The 18,279-nt window shown below is 40.3% G+C and carries 14 protein-coding genes; all 14 read left to right on the top strand.

Features of this window, described 5'->3' with window-relative positions; genetic code table 11:
• Positions 1-87: 87 nt before the first annotated feature.
• The 14 genes from BM090_RS00950 to BM090_RS00885 all read left to right on the top strand — a co-directional run bounded on the left by BM090_RS00950 (position 88) and on the right by BM090_RS00885 (position 18,277).
• Positions 88-1,395: a lytic transglycosylase domain-containing protein gene (locus BM090_RS00950; RefSeq protein WP_091505893.1), complete on the top strand. Its 1,308-nt coding sequence runs from the start codon at positions 88-90 to the stop codon at positions 1,393-1,395.
• Complete coding sequence (locus BM090_RS00945; RefSeq protein ID WP_091505891.1) at positions 1,395-1,742, top strand: tRNA-binding protein; 348 nt, start codon at positions 1,395-1,397, stop codon at positions 1,740-1,742. Before BM090_RS00950 ends, BM090_RS00945 begins: the two co-directional genes overlap by 1 nt.
• 272 nt (positions 1,743-2,014) lie before the next feature.
• Positions 2,015-2,590: a YfiR family protein gene (locus tag BM090_RS00940; protein ID WP_091505888.1), complete on the top strand. Its 576-nt coding sequence runs from the start codon at positions 2,015-2,017 to the stop codon at positions 2,588-2,590.
• Between the two features lie 21 nt (positions 2,591-2,611).
• Entirely contained in the window at positions 2,612-4,864 is a 2,253-nt protein-coding gene (locus BM090_RS00935) for an ATP-binding protein (protein WP_091505886.1), read from the top strand.
• Positions 4,864-5,739: a response regulator gene (locus BM090_RS00930; protein WP_091505884.1), complete on the top strand. Its 876-nt coding sequence runs from the start codon at positions 4,864-4,866 to the stop codon at positions 5,737-5,739. The genes BM090_RS00935 and BM090_RS00930 overlap by 1 nt, the downstream gene beginning before the upstream one ends.
• Positions 5,708-6,091, top strand: a complete 384-nt coding sequence (locus tag BM090_RS00925) for a response regulator (RefSeq protein WP_091505882.1) — start codon at positions 5,708-5,710, stop codon at positions 6,089-6,091. Before BM090_RS00930 ends, BM090_RS00925 begins: the two co-directional genes overlap by 32 nt.
• Before the next feature lie 59 nt (positions 6,092-6,150).
• A complete protein-coding gene (locus BM090_RS00920) occupies positions 6,151-7,791 on the top strand; it encodes a M28 family peptidase (protein ID WP_091505879.1) in 1,641 nt (546 codons plus the stop codon).
• A gap of 359 nt (positions 7,792-8,150) precedes the next feature.
• Positions 8,151-9,038, top strand: a complete 888-nt coding sequence (locus BM090_RS00915) for a bifunctional 5,10-methylenetetrahydrofolate dehydrogenase/5,10-methenyltetrahydrofolate cyclohydrolase (protein ID WP_091505876.1) — start codon at positions 8,151-8,153, stop codon at positions 9,036-9,038.
• Positions 9,039-9,418: 380 nt separating this feature from the next.
• Positions 9,419-10,444: a polysaccharide deacetylase family protein gene (locus BM090_RS00910; protein WP_091505874.1), complete on the top strand. Its 1,026-nt coding sequence runs from the start codon at positions 9,419-9,421 to the stop codon at positions 10,442-10,444.
• 2 nt (positions 10,445-10,446) lie between these two features.
• The gene (locus BM090_RS00905) at positions 10,447-11,541 is read left to right on the top strand and encodes a hypothetical protein (RefSeq protein ID WP_091505871.1); all 1,095 of its coding nucleotides are present in this window, start codon (positions 10,447-10,449) and stop codon (positions 11,539-11,541) included.
• A gap of 215 nt (positions 11,542-11,756) precedes the next feature.
• Positions 11,757-13,055: an MFS transporter gene (locus tag BM090_RS00900; RefSeq protein ID WP_091507753.1), complete on the top strand. Its 1,299-nt coding sequence runs from the start codon at positions 11,757-11,759 to the stop codon at positions 13,053-13,055.
• A gap of 29 nt (positions 13,056-13,084) precedes the next feature.
• Complete coding sequence (locus BM090_RS00895) at positions 13,085-13,528, top strand: GyrI-like domain-containing protein (RefSeq protein WP_091505869.1); 444 nt, start codon at positions 13,085-13,087, stop codon at positions 13,526-13,528.
• A gap of 438 nt (positions 13,529-13,966) precedes the next feature.
• Complete coding sequence (locus BM090_RS00890; protein WP_091507749.1) at positions 13,967-15,097, top strand: efflux RND transporter periplasmic adaptor subunit; 1,131 nt, start codon at positions 13,967-13,969, stop codon at positions 15,095-15,097.
• 27 nt (positions 15,098-15,124) lie between these two features.
• Positions 15,125-18,277 carry an efflux RND transporter permease subunit gene (locus tag BM090_RS00885; RefSeq protein WP_091505867.1) on the top strand — a complete coding sequence of 1,051 codons (3,153 nt, stop codon included), beginning with the start codon at positions 15,125-15,127 and terminating at the stop codon, positions 18,275-18,277.
• Positions 18,278-18,279 lie beyond the last annotated feature (2 nt).

Below are 18,279 nucleotides of genomic sequence, written 5' to 3'. Positions count from 1 at the left end.
AATAACTTATTGTGTTTTTATTGGCTCTGCCCCTTTAGGGCGAGCCATTTTATTTATTAGGTCTCTCAATCTGAGCTATTTTTGCTTATGGCATCATTATTCGATACAGATTCTTTTTCAGAAAAAAACAAACGATTTTGGAGCAATATTGGCCTTTGGCTGCAACGCTATCAAACGTATTTTTTTTTAAGTCTCATCGCCTTACTGATTGGCTATCACTTATATAGCCGCTTGCCCAATACGCCGCAATTCAGTCCGTTACAAAGTTCTCGCTATCAAGTTTATTCTTTAGAAATTCCCGAAGATTTGAATTTTGCAGGCGAATCTGTTCCGCTCCGCGACATAGATATTTATGAGCGATTCGACAAAGAATTTCACATGAATGCCTACTGGCAATCCAACACGATTTTGCTTATCAAACGTGCGAACCGTTGGTTTCCGCAAGTAGAACCGATCTTGCAGCAATACGAAGTTCCCGAAGATTTTAAATACGTGATGGCTGTTGAGAGTATGTTCGAAAACGTCAGCTCTCCGCGCGGGGCGGCTGGTTTCTGGCAGCTCATGCCCGCTTCGGCTCGCGAATTTGGGTTGGAAGTAAACGAAGAAGTCGATGAACGCTACCACCCGATTAAGGCCACGCACGCGGCTTGCCAATATTTCAAACGCGCCAAACGTTCGCTTACCAACTGGACAAGTACTTTGGCTTCCTACAACGTAGGCATGGGCGGCCTGTCGCGGGTGATGCGCGAACAAAAAATGAAGTCGTATTATAGCGTACTCATCAATCAGGAAACGGCACGTTATGTATTTCGGGTATTAGCACTAAAAATCGTGATGGAAGACCCCGAAAAATACGGCTTTATCATCAACCCGCGCCACCTCTACAAAATAGAACCAACGCGCGAAGTACGTGTAAACAAAACGATTCCAAGTCTTACGGATTTTGCTATTGCTCAAGGAATTAGCTATAAAATTTTGAAGCAATATAACCCTTGGTTGCGCAAAAATAGATTGACGGTAAAAGACGGCAAAAGCTATGTTATTTTGATTCCGACCAATCCCGCATTGAACGAAACATTAGAGACGAACATTGTTTTTCCTGATAGTTTGATGGGCGATACGGCCATGATGGAAAGCCCCGCGGATTCAATGGCTTTAGATGAAAATGGTTTTGCCGTGCCCGCAAACGACCAAAAAGAAAGTAGCCCTGCCACCGAGCCACAAGAAAACAGCAGCGATCCAAAAGAAGTGCTGCATACGGTTCGTAATGGTGAAAGTCTTTCGGAAATAGCCGCCAAATACAACGTAAAGGCCGCCAGCATTATGAAAGCAAACAATATTTCAAAAGAAAACCATATTCGTAAAGGGCAGGTTTTGAAAATTGTGATGGAATAATGGCGAACGAAAATACACTAACATGGGCAGATTTTGAGAAAGTAGAAATGCGCGTAGGCACTATCCTGAAGGCAGAAGTTTTTGAGAAAGCCAAACGTCCCGCCTACAAACTCGAAATTGACTTTGGGCAAGACATTGGCATACGCAAATCTTCAGCTCAAATTACGCAACGTTACACACCCGAAGATCTAATAGGTAAGCAAATTGTGGCCGTTATTAACTTCCCGACCAAGCAAATTGCTAATTTTTGGAGTGAATGTCTGGTGTTAGCAGCCGTAGGAGATAACGATGGAACGACCTTGCTCACGCCCGACAAATTTGTGGTAAATGGCTTAAAAATAAGTTAGTTATATAAAAGGACAGCCTTCGTTATAGAATGCTGTCCTTTCTTTTTTAGAATATTCAACAATAAAATAAGATATAATTAACAAAACATTGTTTTTGAATAGAAAATATTACAATGAAAAAATGTATTTTTGTATAAAAAAATAAAATACAAAAAATAATTTTATAAAGATTTGTTTAATTTTATTTAGTTATAGTGTATTATAATTGTATTTATAAAACAAGAACAGTTTTAAATAATGCGTAGAATATTTTAAAACAAAAATACCCTTCTTTGGCAATTTCAAAAAATGATAGAATATTAGGCTATACAATCACTTCTAATTTTATGCTCAAAACTATCTATAAATTGTATATTGGGGGGATTATTACCCTGTTATTGACAACCGCCATGCAAACCCCAAAAACGGAGTATGCGGTAAAGGGAGCGATTTTATGCAAAATATGCAGTTATGCCAAATGGCCTGCTCTGAATAATGACATATTTGTTATTGGTATTGTGGGGCGTTTACCTGAAGGTGCACAAATTAGCATTCCGACAAATTATCAAATAGCTGGCAAAAATGTAGAATTGCGTAAAATAGATAATCAATCTCAGGTGTTGCAATGCAATGCCATCTTTGTTTGTGAGCAAACGACAAGCTCTGTACAGAATATTATTGAATTAGCTCATAAAAACGAGATTCTTACTTTTTGCGATAAAGAAAGTGTGTTTCAGCAAGGCTCTATGTTTTATTTGGTCATGGTTGGCTCTAAGGTCAAGTTTGAAATTAATCGAAAATCTATTCGAGAATCTAACGTAAGTTTGAGTGCTCCTATTTATGAAGTCGCTCTCCGAATCATTGAGTAAACAACTAATAAACTTTCGTCTATGTCAAAATTTTCGCTAAAGGGATTTATTCAGAATTTATCTATCAGAAACAAAATTATTGGTTCTACACAGCTTATATTTCTGATAGTCATTATTTTAAGTTTTGCAATAGTTGTTCCTCGTGAAATACATTTGATGCGCGAAAACCTCATCAAACGTAATGAAGTTGCCATAGACATTGTGAGTAAAAACATTGCCGCTGCTCTCGAATTTGAGGATACTGATATGGCATATGGCTATTTGCACAGCTTTGATTCTTTTGAAGAATTAAAGGATGCAGTAGTGCTTGATGCCAGCGGCAATTTATTTGCTGAATATCATAAAGATTCTACCAGTATTCCGCCAGTTGCGGAGCTAAAGCGAAAAGCTGGCACTTTTTACGATGGCCAATACCTAATTATTACCAAGCCGATCTACAAAACCAAAATAGACCAGCCGCAAGGCTCTATCGTGGTGCGTTGTACGACCATAGAACTCACGCAACAAATTGAATATCTGTTTATTCTGATGGGGATACTCATTTTGTCGATGTTTGTATTGGTTGGAATTTTTTCATTCTTTTTGCAAGGCCTCATTTCCAAACCCATCGTGGATTTGGCTGATGTTGCCGACCGTATTTCCAAAGAAAGGGATTATTCTATTCGTGTGAGGAAGTTAGGCGACGACGAAACAGGCCGCCTCTACGACCGATTTAATGGAATGTTGGAGCAAATCGGCGCACGCGATCACGCTATTCGCGCGCTCAATGATGAGCTTACACACGCCAGCAAAGAAGCGATTCAGGCACAAGACGAGGCCATCAAAGCCAAAGAAGAAGCCATCAAGGCCAAAGAAATGGCCGAAAATGCCAACCGTATCAAATCACAGTTTTTGGCCAACATGAGCCACGAACTACGCACGCCACTCAATGGCGTATTGGGTTATGCACAACTGTTGGCAGAGCAGCAAGATATTCCCGAAAAACATCGTGAAAAAATTAGCATTATCAATCGAAGCGGAATGCACTTGCTCACGCTTATCAACGATATTTTGGATATTACCAAAATTGAGGTGGGTAAAATGGAATTGCACCCCGAAGAATTTGAAATCAACCATTTCTTGGAAGGTATTTATAATTTATTCAGCCTAAAATGCGAGAAAAAACGACTTACTTTAGAGGTAAATGTAGATGCAAATGTTCCTCAATATTTGCGTGCTGATGCGGGCAAGCTGCGTCAGTGTATCATAAACCTGATGGGCAACGCCGTAAAATTCACGCAAACTGGCAAAGTCAGCCTACGTGTTAGCCTTGATCCCAGCGGACAAGTTCGCTTCTCGGTACAAGATACAGGGCGCGGCATTCCTTCGGATAAAATTGAGGAAATTGTCCAGCCATTTAAGCAACATTATGACCAACTCAACACGGAAGGCGGCACAGGTTTGGGACTTGCCATTACCAAAAACTATGTAGAAATGATGGGCGGTTTCTTAAAAATAGAAAGCGAGTTGAATAGAGGCAGCATTTTTACTTTTGCCATAGATGTAGAAGTCATTGAAAAGGCGGAAAGAGCAAACTCGTCTGCTAACAAGAAAATTGTGGGTTATAACCGTCCGCAGCCAGTCAAAGTATTGGTAGTGGACGGCAATCCTGTTAATTTGGACATAGCCGAAAAGCTCCTGACACTCTATCATTTTCAAATAGAAACGGCCACTAACGGACTTATCGCCATCGAAAAAGCAGAACAATTTATGCCTGATGTTATTTTGATGGATATAAAAATGGACGTAATGGGTGGAGAGCAATCTACGCAAATTATCAAGGCAAAAGAATGGGGTAAACGCATGAAAATCATTGCATTAACTGCTAGTGTTTTTAATAATCGTCGCCAAGAATTTTTTGATATAGGCTTTGATGAGTTTATGTCCAAGCCGTACAAAGCCGAAACTTTGGTCGAAACTATTGCCCATCAAATAGGATTAGAATTACAATATTCAGATATTAGCGAACCAGAACATTCTAAACGCGATTATTTTGCTTTTGATACAGAGCAAATCGAACAATTGCATACACTCCTAAACAAAAATACTATTGAGAAATTAACGGAACTGGTGGAAGATGGAGACTATCAAAAATTAGAAAAACTAATTGATACTTTACCCTTCGCTGACAATGAAATTGTAAGTAAATTTAAGGCTTATGTTAGCAGAGAAGCCAAAGAATTTAATTTTGATAAAATTGATGATATTATTGGGCGATTAGCCACTTTGGGATAATGACAACAACAAACGAACAAGACGAACCTATCAATATACTAATTGTAGAAGATAACTCCCTGAATTTGCAGGTATTAACCGATTTTTTGGGAGGAAACAACTACAATTTCTTGATTGCCCAAGAAGGTAATCGAGCCATCAGTATTGCGCGTAGGCGTAAGCCAGACCTCATTTTGCTCGACATCAATTTGCCAGGAATGAATGGTTTTGAGATTTGTAAGATCCTGAAAGCTGACCCCGAAACACAAGATATTCCCATTATCTTTATTTCCGCCCTGAACCAAATTGAAAATAAAGTCAATGGCTTTAAAGTGGGTGGCACGGATTATATCGTGAAGCCATTTCAAAAAGAAGAAGTTATTGTCCGTGTAGATTCTCAAATTAAGTTATATCAACTCAACAAACAACTCCGTCGCAATTACGAAGATTTGGCCGTTTCCAATGAAGAATTGAGTGTAAAAAGTAATGAATTACACCATCTTAACACCAATTTGGAGGCTCTTGTAGAAGAACGAACAGAAGAGTTGAGCGGTGCTTTACGCAGTTTGCAGGCTTCGCAGTCGCTTATCGAACATAAAAACAAAGAGTTACAACAAACTATTGATCAATTGTTGCGCACACGAGCTGGTAAAAGGGCTACTACGATCGTTTTGGTCGTGTCTTTCTCTATCTTTTTGGTAGAGGAAATCTTGGAAAATATTTTCCAGAATTTTGCTCAGTCCAATTTTTACTTGTTGCTTTCTTTTAAATTTTTATTGTTATTGCTTCTCAAACCCATTGAGCTTATTTTGGAATCTACCATGATCAAACGCTCACACAACAACATTACAAGCAAAATCGCTTATGAAGGAGGAAGTGAACATACTGATAGTTGAGGATAACACAACCAATATGCGTGTGTTGATGGACTTCCTTGGGGATAAAGGATATAATTTTCTGATGGCGCAAGATGGCGCAAAGGGCGTAAAAGTGGCGCTGAGGCGTAAGCCAGACCTCATTTTATTGGACATTAATTTGCCTGAAATCAGTGGCTATGATGTTTGCAAAACCCTACGCCAACACGAAGAAATTAAAGATACGCCAATCGTATTTATGTCTGCGCTAAGCCGTAATGAAGCGCAGCATCTCACAGCCGAAGCGGGTGGCGATGATTATTTGCCTAAGCCATTTCAGAAAAGCGAAGTATTAGAAATTGTAGAAACGCATCTGAATCGTTCCAAATCTTAGTTTTTTAGCGTATCTTTTGTTCAAATTCTCGTAACTTTGGCTAAAGTAGTTTCAAGAATATGAATAAAAAATATATCAACCTTTGCGCCTTTGCCTTGGCTTCTGTTGGTTGGACAAATGTTTTTGCGCAACAAACACCTGATGCAGTTGCCACCAAATACGCCAATACGATTACGGTTGCTGATTTGACCAAGCACCTGACAATCATTGCTTCTGATAGCCTCGAAGGGCGCGAAACTGGCGAAAAAGGCCAAAAGTTAGCCGCCGATTATATTTCCAAACAATTCGCAGCCATGGGGCTTGCAGCTCCCGTAAATACTCCCAACGGCAAGAGTTTTTACCAAAAATTTAACCTCGAACGCCGCAGTTGGGGCGATTGTGCCATTTGGATAAAAGGCAAGAAAAAGGAAATGTTGCAGGATTTTTTCCCGATGGGCAATTTCAATATTCCTGACACCAAAACCGAAGAAGTCATGTTTGTGGGCTATGGCATTGACTCGGAAAACTACTCGGATTATCTGGCCATTTCGCCCACCAACCACGCTGTTGTGATTTGGGGAGGCGAACCCGCCGCCGCCGACGGCACATCTTCGGTAACGGGCAAGCGCGAGCCCTCCGAATGGGCAAATAATTGGCGCAAAAAAGTAGCAGCTGCCCGCGAACGCGGCGCACGTACTTGTTTTATCGTTCCCAAACACACCAACGAGGAGTTTTTGAAAATGATGATTCAGTACAAGCATTCTATCGAAACGCCAACATTATCGCTACAAGGCAAACCGCTCGAAGAGGAAGGTGTTTTCTTTATTTCGCCTGCAATGGCCGCCGAAATGCTTGGCACGACAGAGGCCAAACTTTCCAAAATTTCGGAAACTGTGAGCCTTGATCCCGTGAAGCGCGGACGCAAAAAAATAGAAGGTATCGCGGTGGCTATCAACGAAGTATCCTTTAAAGCACAACGCATTATTGAGCCTGTCGGGACGGAAAATGTGTTGGGTTATCTGGAAGGAACGGACAAAAAAGATGAACTTCTGGTAGTAACTGCCCACTACGACCACATTGGCAAGGAAGGTAATAAAGTGTTTAATGGAGCAGATGACGACGGCTCTGGCACGGTGGCCGTAATGGAAATCGCAGAAGCCTTTGTCAAAGCCAAAAAAGAGGGTAAAAGCCCGCGCCGCAGCATTTTGTTTATGACCGTAACAGGCGAAGAAAAAGGCTTGCTTGGCTCAGATTATTATACCCAAAATCCTGTGTTTCCGCTCAAAAATACAGTGGCAAACCTCAACATTGACATGATTGGCCGACTTGATGACGCACACAAAACCAACGAAAATTATATTTATTTGATTGGCTCAGACAAATTGTCTAAAGAGTTGCATCAATTAAGCGAAAACGCCAATAAAACTTATACAAATTTAACGCTGGATTATACTTACAACGACGAAAAAGACCCGAATCGTTATTATTACCGTTCGGATCATTATAATTTTGCGAAAAATAATGTGCCTGTGATATTTTATTTCAATGGTGTACATGAAGATTATCACAAAGAAACCGATGAAATCAGCAAGATTTTATTCGGGAAAATGGAAAAAATTTCACGCTTGGTTTTTTATACAGCTTGGCAAATTGCCAACCAACCTAACCGTATTTCATTGGATGTAAAACCCGTAAAAGAAGAAGACAGCGGTAAGTTTTAACGTTTATTTTTCCTATAAAGAGGGATTGATTGATCACAAAATCAGTCTCTTTTTTATTGTCATATTTCAAAAATGCGGGTATATCAGGGCTTTTTTGATGCCATCAGTTGCAGAAGTAATGAAGATTTTCTAGAAAGTTGCATATTCTAATGTTGTTTTAAGGCAAATTACTAACCCTCTCCTCTGCACTGTAAAGCACTTGGATAGGTAAAGAAATAAGATGGCAAGCGTATTTTTGTTGAGTAATGGGGGTAAAACTAAGTTCGGATATATTTTTCTGGCGCAGAGCCGTGTAAGTGCAGCGGATTTTGATAATTTCGCGGCCAAGAAATTTATACTTGTACACATTCTTCTGTTTTATGACACTGTTAGACGGTAAAATTACCTCCAAGGCGATTCTCGACAACATCGCCGCCGAAGTAGCCCAACGCAAAGCACAAGGCCACAAAGTTCCACACTTGGCCGCTATATTGGTAGGAACAGACGGCGCAAGCGAAACCTACGTTGCCAGCAAAGTGAAACACTGCCAGCAAATCGGGTTTGGTTCTTCGCTGATTCGCTTCGATGCTGAGGTATCAGAAGCCGAGCTTTTAGCCAAAATAGAAGAAATAAATCAAGATGCCGACATCGACGGGCTAATCGTGCAAATGCCACTACCTAAGCATATTTCGGTAGATAAGGTAACCGAGACGATTTCGCCAGCCAAAGACGTGGACGGTTTTCATCCCATCAACGTAGGGCGCATGAACAAGAATCTTCCTGCGTACATTTCCGCGACACCTTTGGGCATTCTGTTGATGTTGGAACACTACGGCATTGCCACAGAGGGCAAACATTGCGTTGTGTTGGGGCGTAGTGCGATTGTAGGCTCGCCGATGAGTATTCTGATGGCACGCAACGCCAAAGTAGGCAACTGCACTGTTACACTTTGCCACAGCAAAACCCAAAACTTAGCCGAACACACGCGCCGCGCCGACATTCTTATCGCTGCACTGGGGATTCCTGAGTTTGTGAAAGAAGATATGGTCAAAGAAGGGGCTATCGTCATTGATGTAGGTATTACGCGCGTGGCTGATGCTTCCAAAAAGTCGGGCTTTGCCATCAAAGGCGATGTAGCTTTCGGAGAGGTCGCGCCTAAAACAAGTTTTATTACGCCCGTACCTGGTGGCGTGGGACTTATGACCATCGCAGGCCTGCTTTACAATACCTTGCAAGCCGCTAAAGGAGCTTATTTCCCTAAAAAGTAATACAATTTTATTCGAATAGTAAAGCCGATGAAGTTTGTTGTGAACTTCATCGGCTTTTTAGTTTACACATATTTTAAAGAAAAAATAAATGCGGGAAGGTAAAAGGTGCATTGTTGGACAAAGTTGTTTTTGAGGATGATATTAAATGTATAAAATACTGGAAATCTGATAGATAATACGAAAATAAAAATTAGTATTGCTTGAAGAAATGCACGTAGTAATTTCCTATAAGTTGTGAGACAATAAAATTAAAATATCGCTACTGTTTCACTTGACTATCCATAATTATTAAGCAGATTATATGTGTAAACATAATAGAAACGCTTAAAAATTCTTTCTAAAATAGTACCAATACATTTATTTTTTAGTACTTTGCCTACATGAAATCTACAATCTACAAGATCTCTTTTATCGCTACAGCAATACCGATTCGTTTATTAGCAAGCGTAACTGGCCAAAAAGCAATATTCCCTTTTTATCATTTAATCTCCGATGATAATGTTGCTCATATTAAACATTTATATCCTGTTAGGAGTACAAAAGCATTTGAAAAAGATTTAGATTTTTTTCTCAAAAATTATAATCCTGTTGAATTGGATGTTTTTTTTAAGCTTGCTAAAAGTGGTAAATTTCCTAAGAAAAATATTTTTTTATTAACATTTGACGACGGTTTAAGTCAGTTTTATGATGTTATAGCTCCAATTCTTCAGAGAAAAGGAGTTCCTGCAATATGTTTTTTAAATTCTGCATTTATAGATAATAAAGACTTATTTTTTAGGTACAAAGCAAGTTTATTAATAGATAAAATCATCAATAAACCATTAAGTCTTACTCAAGAAAAAGAAATTAGAAAAATATTTGTCGATAATTCTATTTTAATTAGAGATAACACGCAAGCAATTCTATCCATAGATTATGCAAAACGTTCGTTATTGGATGATTGTGCCAATATCTTAGCACTTGATTTTAGCGACTATTTGAACACTCAAAAACCTTATTTGTCGAGTAATCAAATTCAAGAGTTAAGAAATAAAGGATTTGAATTTGGTGCACATAGTATCGACCATCCTTTATATTCTCAATTAGATCAAGCAGAACAAATCAGGCAAACAAAAATAAGTGTAAATGATATATCTGAGTCATTTAATATTCAGCAGAGATTATTTTCATTTCCATTTTCTGATGTAGGCGTAAAAAAGGATTTTTTTGATACTATATTTGACACTTCACACTCAATAGCAGATATTACATTTGGTTGCTCAGGCTTAAAAAAAGACATTTGTAATTTGAATATTCAAAGAATCCCCATAGAAATAGAACAATTTTCTGCAAAGCAAATTGTTTATGGAGAATATTGGTATTATATTTTAAAAATGTTGGTCAATAAGAATGTTTTAAAAAGATAATTATGGAAGTAAAATCATATAATAAGAAAGCCCTTTTTGAATTTATTAATTCAGAAATATTTCTAAATCTATCCAATCTTCCGATAAGTAGGCATAGAGCTATATCTCAAATCAATAATCCCAGAGCATCTGACGATGATATACTTCTTATTGTTCAGTTTGATGGCAATAAAGTAGTTGGTTATATGGGGATGCTACCTGATTATGTTCATGTTCAAGGAAAACAAGAAAAGATATATTGGTTTTCTTGCTTCTGGGTTGATGATGAATATAAATCTAAAAATGTGGCAGCTAATTTGTTTCTAAGGTCAATAAGAGCCTGCAAAATGAATGTTTTTATTACCAATATTGTACCCTGGTTGGAGCCTGTTTATCAAAAAACTAAAATATTTAAACCCACCATTTATAAAAATGGATATAGAGGATATTTGCGATTTAATTTAACAGAAATACTACCACCAAAGAGTGATTATTTTAAAAAAGCAACCATTTTATTAAAAGCTATTGACGGAACACTCAATTTTTTTAACGGCATAAGATTGTTGTTTTTTGTAAAATACAAATTAGATAATATTAGGTATGAGTATTTGCATGAAATTGATAGTAGTTCCTCTAATTTTATTGATTCATATAAAATTAAACATTGGACACAAAGAGGCGTTGAAGATATTAATTGGATTATAAAAAATCCATGGATTATTGAAGGAGCAAATACAGACTTTAATAGCTCTCGTTATTATTTTTCTTCCCTTGATACTTGTTTTTTTTATCAAATAATAAAGTTTTATGATTCTAAAAATAATATGATAGGAATTATGATGACTTGCGTTAGAGGAAATAACTTAACGGTTCCTTACGCTTTTTTTGAAGAAAATTACAACGAAATAGCATGCAAATTTTTGATTAATAAAATGATAGATTTAAAATTAAATATGATAACTATTTTTAATAAAGAATTAGTTTCCGTATTTAATCAAATGAAGACACCATTTTTATTTCATAAAGAAATAAAAAAACCGTATCTTATTTCTAAAAACTTCGACTCTATTAATGATTTATCTTTTCAAGATGGGGATGGAGATTGTGCTTTTTACTAAAATGATTGACAAAAATTAAAGTAAAATATTTTCACACTATTACAATTAAGATAAACCTTATTACCAAGATTATTTGTTTTTTCTTTGCCTGTTTAATCTTTAACAGATAATTTTTTATAATAGATTTGTATTTTAATTTATGTTTGGCCACCCAAAAGCAAAAACTTTTAAAATTTAATCATACTATTGATTCGAAAATATCTATTAAACCATTTATGCAAAAAAATAACCCAACCATTACGAATGCGTGGTGTATGTACGACTGGGCTAACTCGGTGTACTCGCTGGTGATTACTTCTACGATTTTTCCCGTGTATTATGGGGCTGTAACGACGCAGGCCGACGGCTCCAACAACGTGAATTTCTGGGGCTTGGAAGTGAATGCCAGTGCCTTGTTTTCGTTTGCGATTTCGGCTTCGTTTTTGTTGGCTGCGTTGGCCAGTCCGTTCCTGACGGCGATTGCCGATTATAGCGGACGCAAAAAAGCCTTTATGCAATTCTTCTGTTATTTGGGTTCGGTCTCTTGCGCGTTGCTGTATTTTTTCACGGCAGACACGCTCAACTGGTCGGTGTTGGCTTTTGTGTTGGCGACGGTCGGATATAGCGGCAGTATCGTTTTTTATAATTCGTACTTGCCCGACATCGCCACGGAAGACCGCTACGACGCATTGAGTGCGCGGGGGTTTTCGTTGGGCTATATCGGAAGTGTTATTTTGTTAGTGCTCAATATTTTGCCGATTCTGAAACCCGAATGGTTTGGCAACATTTCGAGTGGCATGGCTTCGCGCATTTCGTTTTTGTGTACGGGTGTGTGGTGGTTTGTGTTTGCACAATACACGTTTTATCACTTGCCGCACAAGAGCCGTGAGGCGCGTAGCGGGGACAAAAGTTGGCTACTCAATGGGTTTCGGGAACTAAAGAAAGTGTGGGGCGAAGTAAGCGGCTTGCCGTTGCTCAAACGTTTTTTGTTGGCGTTTTTCTTCTACAATATGGGTGTTCAAACGGTGATGTACGTGGCTACGATTTTCGGGGACAAGGAACTGAAATTGCCTGCTGGTTCGCTGATAGGTACAATTTTGATATTACAATTAGTGGCCATTGCGGGGGCTTCTGGGTTTTCGTGGCTGTCGGGTCGGTATGGGAACGCGCGTGCGCTGATTGTGGGCGTGGTCATTTGGATAGGGATTTGTATAGGGGCGTACTTCGTACATACTGAAAATGAATTTTATCTGTTGGCGGCGTTGGTTGGTTTGGTAATGGGCGGGATTCAAGCACTGTCGCGCTCGACGTACTCGAAACTTTTGCCCGCCGACACGCACGACACAGCCTCTTATTTTAGTTTTTATGATATCGTAGAAAAAGGCTCAATCGTGTTGGGAACGCTGTCGTATGGCCTTATCGCACAAGTAACTGGCAGTATGCGCAATAGCATCATTGCTCTGACGGTGTTTTTTGTGTTGGGTTTGATATTCTTGTTGAAAATCCCAAAACGCTTTAGGGCTGCGCAAAGCTGATTTGATTATCAATTAACCAAAAATATATAATGAACGGATTTAATGTAATAGGGATTGCGGTGCGCACAACCAACGCCAACCAACAAGCGGCGCAGGATTTGGGCAAACTTTGGGAAACATTTTTTAGCCAAAATATCATGGCGCAAATCCCTAACAAGGTTTCAGACGAAATTTTGTCTATTTATACGGACTATGAAAGCGATTATAGGGGAGCATATACGACCGTTTTGGGCATGAAGGTTTCGAGCCTTGACCATGTGCCAGAAGGGTTGGTTGGTCGTCATTTTCCAGCGGAAAAATTTCAAGTGTTTGTGGCTAAAGGTGCAATGCCGCAAGCTGTCGTTAATACTTGGATTGAGATTTGGGGAAAAGACAGTGTTTTAGGACGAAAATATACTTATGATTTTGAAGTATACGGGGCTAAATCCCAAAATGGAGAAAACTCGGAAGTGGAAATTTTTATAGCTGTTTAAATAAAAAGCTAATTGGGGTATTTGCTCCCTTGAACTTAATACGGGCAAATACCCCCTAGTCAATCAGTCTCTTTTCAGCGTCTTTATAACATATATAAATCAAATATTAGCGAAGCTTTTTTAACGTATTGTTTTAAAGTAAATCAATAAAATTACTGATGCTTTCTTTAATATAATGCCTTCTTTATTAAAGAATTATAAATTACTTTTAAAAATAGTTAGCTTATTTTTAATGCGTATAGAAACTTTTTAACGTCGAAAAAAGTTGGAATTGCATCGGAATAACACTACTACCATACACTTACTTTTTGGATATATTATTGAATACGTTTTGCTGACAAACGTGTGAATGATATATTATAAGTTGCTGTTTTTATATCTTAATTTGAGTTAAAAACAGCTTTTTTGCTTTTATACTAAATGATTTTTCTAAAAAAAATGACAAATTTTAACTTGCAAACGAAAACCCTATTAAATGGATTCGTGTTTTTGGCTGTGTCCGCTATGTTAGGTGCGTGTGGATCTGCTCCGCAGCAAATGCCTCCTGCTCAAGCAGTTAATGCCGATTTCCTTGAAGTTGTTCCGACTACTTCTGTTATTCAGAAAAAATACCCAGGCCAAATAGAAGGCAGCGTAAATGTGGCCATCAAAGCGCAGGTAACGGGATATTTAGACCAGATTTATGTAAAAGAAGGTGATTTTGTGCAAAAAGGCGCATCGTTGTTCCGTATTAAAAGCGATGTATATGATGCACAAGTCTCTAACAGTCAGGCTTCTTTGAAAGCTGCTTTGGCCGCGCAAGAATCGGCGCAAATCGAGCTTGAAAAAATCAAACCATTGGTAGAAGGCAAAGTCGTTTCGGAAGTGCAACTCAAAACCGCACAAGCCAACTACGAAGCAGCTACCGCGCAAGTGGCACAAGCCAAAGCGGGACTTAACTCCTCGCGCATCAATGCGGGTTTTGCGCTAATCAAAGCACCAGTAAGCGGCTATATTGGCCGAATCCCGAACCGTATCGGCAATTTGGTTACGCCCGCGGATATGACACCGCTAACAACACTTTCCGACATTAGCAATGTTTTCGTGTATTTCTCCATGAGCGAAGCTGACTATATTTCTTTTATGAAAGAGAAAAAAGCTGGTAATGTGCAACTTGTACTGGCCGACGGAAGCCAATACAAACACGATGGCCAGTTAGAGACGGCCAGCGGTAACATTGACCGCCAAACGGGTAGCATTGCCTTCAAAGCTGTGTTCCCGAATCCTGATAAATTGTTGCGTTCGGGAGGTTCGGCGCGTGTGGTTTTGAGCAAGAGCTTGGACAATTCGCTTGCTGTGCCGATGGCCAGTGTCAAAGACATTCAGGACAGACATTTTGTGTTTGTACTCGGCGACAGCAACAAGGTTTCGATGCGTCCGCTTGAAATTAGCGGCTCGGCAGCCAATGATTATGTGGTAAGTGGCGGCCTGAAAGCAGGCGAAAAAATCGCCCTTAATAGTATAGATGCCCTCAACGAAGGCATGAAGGTTGTGCCAAAAATTACGCGTCAAAAACCTGTAAATCAATAAAATAAATCATCAAAAGAATTTTTCGGTATGTTAAAAGGTATTATAGACAGACCCGTAATGGCCACTGTGATTTCTATCGTGTTGGTCATTCTGGGCGTCATCGGATTGTTGCGTTTGCCCGTCACTCGCTTTCCTGATATTTCGCCGCCGACCGTCATGGTTGCGGGCAGCTACCCAGGTGGCAACAGTGAGGCCGTTATTCGTTCGGTAGTAACGCCACTCGAAGAGCAAATCAATGGGGTAGAGGATATGCAATATATCAAATCTACAGCCAGCAACGACGGTAGTTTTTCGATTTCGGTTATTTTCAAACAAGGGGTAAACCCAGACCAAGCCGCCGTAAACGTTCAGAACCGCGTGCAACAAGCTACCAGTATTTTGCCGCAAGAGGTAATCAGTATGGGGCTTACCACGTCCAAACAACAAAATAGTATGATTGTGGTGTTTGATGTGTACGCAGAAGACAACAACAAATACGATGAGCTTTTCTTACAAAATTATGTAAACATCAACCTGATTCCGCAAATCAAACGCGTGCAAGGCGTAGGCCAAGCCCTTGTGTTTGGTTCAAAGGATTATTCGATGCGTGTTTGGCTTAACCCTGAGAAAATGGCCAGTTATTCGCTTGTCCCTCAAGACGTAATGCAAGCTATTTCAGACCAAAGCCTTGAAGCCGCACCGGGTAAGTTGGGGCAAGAATCGCACGCGGCACTCGAATACGTGATTCGTTACAAAGGCAAGAAAAATAAGCCTGAGCAATACGAAAATATCGTGGTGAAAGCCGACGGCGCAAACCTGATTCGCCTCAAAGACGTAGCACGTATTGAATTTGGTTCTATCAATTATAGCGGTAACACGACGGCCAACGGCCACAACGCTGTTACGGTAGCCATTTTCCAAACCACAGGTTCTAACGCCAACGATATTGAAATCGGGGTAAACGAACAATTGTTGCGTGCGGCGAAGTCGTTCCCTCCGGGTATTAAATACGAAAACTTGGTGAGTACCAAAGAACGTTTGGACGAGGCCATCGGCCAAGTAAAATCTACGTTGGTGGAGGCTTTCTTGTTGGTGTTTATCGTGGTGTTCTTGTTTTTGCAAGATTTTCGCTCAACGATTATTCCCGCCGTTGCCGTTCCTGTGGCCATTATTGGCACGTTCTTTTTCTTGTTGGTTTTCGGCTTTACGATTAACATCCTGACGCTGTTTGCGTTGGTGTTGGCTATCGGGATTGTGGTGGATGATGCCATTGTGGTGGTGGAAGCTGTGCACAGTAAAATGGAAGGTTCGGATATGTCGGGCCGCGAAGCTACGCACAGTGCCATGAGCGAAATTACGGGAGCTGTTATTTCCATTACGTTGGTGATGTCGGCGGTATTTATCCCAATTGGTTTTATGACGGGTTCTTCGGGCTTGTTCTACAAACAATTTGCTTACACGCTGGCCATTGCCATCATTATTTCGGCCTTGAATGCCCTTACGCTTACGCCTGCTTTGTGTGCTTTGTTATTGAAAAATAACCACGCAGGCCACGACGCGCACGACAAACCGCATAACGTGGGTTTCAAAAAACGCTTTTTTATGGCTTTCAATACAGGTTTTAATAGCCTGACGGACAAGTACATCAATGGCGTTCGCTTTTTGGCTAACAAAAAATGGTTGGGCTTTGCGTTGGTGGTGGCCATTATGGGCGTTGCGGGTTGGTTGATGATGCGCACGCCAAAAAGTTTTGTGCCAATGGAAGACGACAACTTGATTGTATATAGTTTGAGTATGCCTCCAGGTACAGCTTTGGATAGAACTAACGCGGTTGCAAGAAAAATAGATACTTTGCTTAAAGACGTGGAAGCAATCCAGACTTGCGCCAACATCACAGGTTTTAACATCTTGACCAATAGCGCAAGCCCTGCGTATGGTGTGGGTTTTATCAAACTAAAAAGCCCTAAAGAACGCGGCGCAGTCAAAGACATCGACCAGATTTTGGGGATTATTTCGGGTAAATTAGCCACCATCAAAGAAGGTTCGATTATGGCTTTGCGTATGCCGCCAGTGGAAGGTTATAGCATTTCGGGTGGCGCGGAAATCGTGTTGCAAGACAAAAGCGGTAAAACGCCCGCCGAACTCAAGCAAATGGCCGACCGTGTGATGGGGCAAATTATGCAACAACCGGGTGTTATGTATGCCTACACGATGTTTAGAGCCGACTATCCGCAATTTGAGTTGGAAGTGGACGAGGACAAAGCCAAACAAATGGGCGTGAGTGTAAGCGCGATGTTGCGTGCGGTACAAACGTATTTTGCAGGAGACCAGACACTTAACTTTACGCGATTTGGTAAATTCTACCGTGTGGCCGTGAAAGCCGACGGCGTTTTCCGTACCGACGAAGAGGCCTTCAACGAAATATTTGTGCGCAATGACCAAAACATGATGGTTCCTGTCAAATCAATGGTTTCGTTGCATAGAGTGTATGGCCCCGAATCGGTTACGCGTTACAACTTGTTCAATGCCGTGAATATTAGCGTCGTGGCTTTGCCAGGGTTCAGTAGCGGCGCGATTATGGACAATTTGGAGAAAAACGTCCTCAATAATCTGCCTTCCGACTACGGTTACGAATGGACGGGGCTTAGTTTGGAAGAAAAATCCGCAGGCAACCAAACCACTGTTATTTTGGCTTTGTGTATGTTGTTCGTGTACTTCTTGCTGGCCGCCCAATACGAAAGTTATTTGTTGCCTTTGGCCGTATTGCTTTCTATCCCGACGGGTTTTGTGGGAGCATTTTGGGGCATTCAGTCGGCGGGTTTGGACAACAACATTTACGTACAAGTCGGCTTGATTATGTTGGTGGGTTTGTTGGCCAAAAACGCGATTTTGATTGTGGAATTTGCCGTACAACGCCGCAAAGCGGGGCTTTCTATCAAAGAAGCAGCCTTAGACGGCGCAAAAGCGCGTTTGCGTCCTATCGTCATGACATCGTTGGCCTTTATCGTGGGCATGATTCCGCTCATGATGGCCACGGGCGGCTCGGCGGTCGGCAACAAATCCATTAGTATTGGTGCGGCTTTCGGCATGCTTTCGGGGGTAGTGCTCGGTATTTTTGTGATTCCGTTGCTCTATATGCTGTTCCAGTTTTTGCAAGAAAAAGTTTCGGGCGAACCACAAACGCCCCCAACGCTTAACTAAAT

The organism is Flexibacter flexilis DSM 6793, from assembly GCF_900112255.1.
Classification (GTDB): domain Bacteria; phylum Bacteroidota; class Bacteroidia; order Cytophagales; family Flexibacteraceae; genus Flexibacter; species Flexibacter flexilis.
This window is presented reverse-complemented; position numbering and strand designations above follow the sequence as displayed.

What these genes read in the sequence shown, in the direction of transcription:
- BM090_RS00945 (WP_091505891.1), top strand. Translation starts at nt 1,395, where the DNA reads ATGGCGAACGAAAATACACTAACATGGGCAGATTTTGAGAAAGTAGAA.
- BM090_RS00935 (WP_091505886.1), top strand. Translation starts at nt 2,612, where the DNA reads ATGTCAAAATTTTCGCTAAAGGGATTTATTCAGAATTTATCTATCAGA.
- BM090_RS00930 (WP_091505884.1), top strand. Translation starts at nt 4,864, where the DNA reads ATGACAACAACAAACGAACAAGACGAACCTATCAATATACTAATTGTA.
- BM090_RS00890 (WP_091507749.1), top strand. Translation starts at nt 13,967, where the DNA reads ATGACAAATTTTAACTTGCAAACGAAAACCCTATTAAATGGATTCGTG.
- BM090_RS00950 (WP_091505893.1), top strand. Translation starts at nt 88, where the DNA reads ATGGCATCATTATTCGATACAGATTCTTTTTCAGAAAAAAACAAACGA.
- BM090_RS00920 (WP_091505879.1), top strand. Translation starts at nt 6,151, where the DNA reads ATGAATAAAAAATATATCAACCTTTGCGCCTTTGCCTTGGCTTCTGTT.
- BM090_RS00900 (WP_091507753.1), top strand. Translation starts at nt 11,757, where the DNA reads ATGCAAAAAAATAACCCAACCATTACGAATGCGTGGTGTATGTACGAC.
- BM090_RS00905 (WP_091505871.1), top strand. Translation starts at nt 10,447, where the DNA reads ATGGAAGTAAAATCATATAATAAGAAAGCCCTTTTTGAATTTATTAAT.
- BM090_RS00915 (WP_091505876.1), top strand. Translation starts at nt 8,151, where the DNA reads ATGACACTGTTAGACGGTAAAATTACCTCCAAGGCGATTCTCGACAAC.
- BM090_RS00925 (WP_091505882.1), top strand. Translation starts at nt 5,708, where the DNA reads ATGAAGGAGGAAGTGAACATACTGATAGTTGAGGATAACACAACCAAT.
- BM090_RS00895 (WP_091505869.1), top strand. Translation starts at nt 13,085, where the DNA reads ATGAACGGATTTAATGTAATAGGGATTGCGGTGCGCACAACCAACGCC.
- BM090_RS00885 (WP_091505867.1), top strand. Translation starts at nt 15,125, where the DNA reads ATGTTAAAAGGTATTATAGACAGACCCGTAATGGCCACTGTGATTTCT.
- BM090_RS00910 (WP_091505874.1), top strand. Translation starts at nt 9,419, where the DNA reads ATGAAATCTACAATCTACAAGATCTCTTTTATCGCTACAGCAATACCG.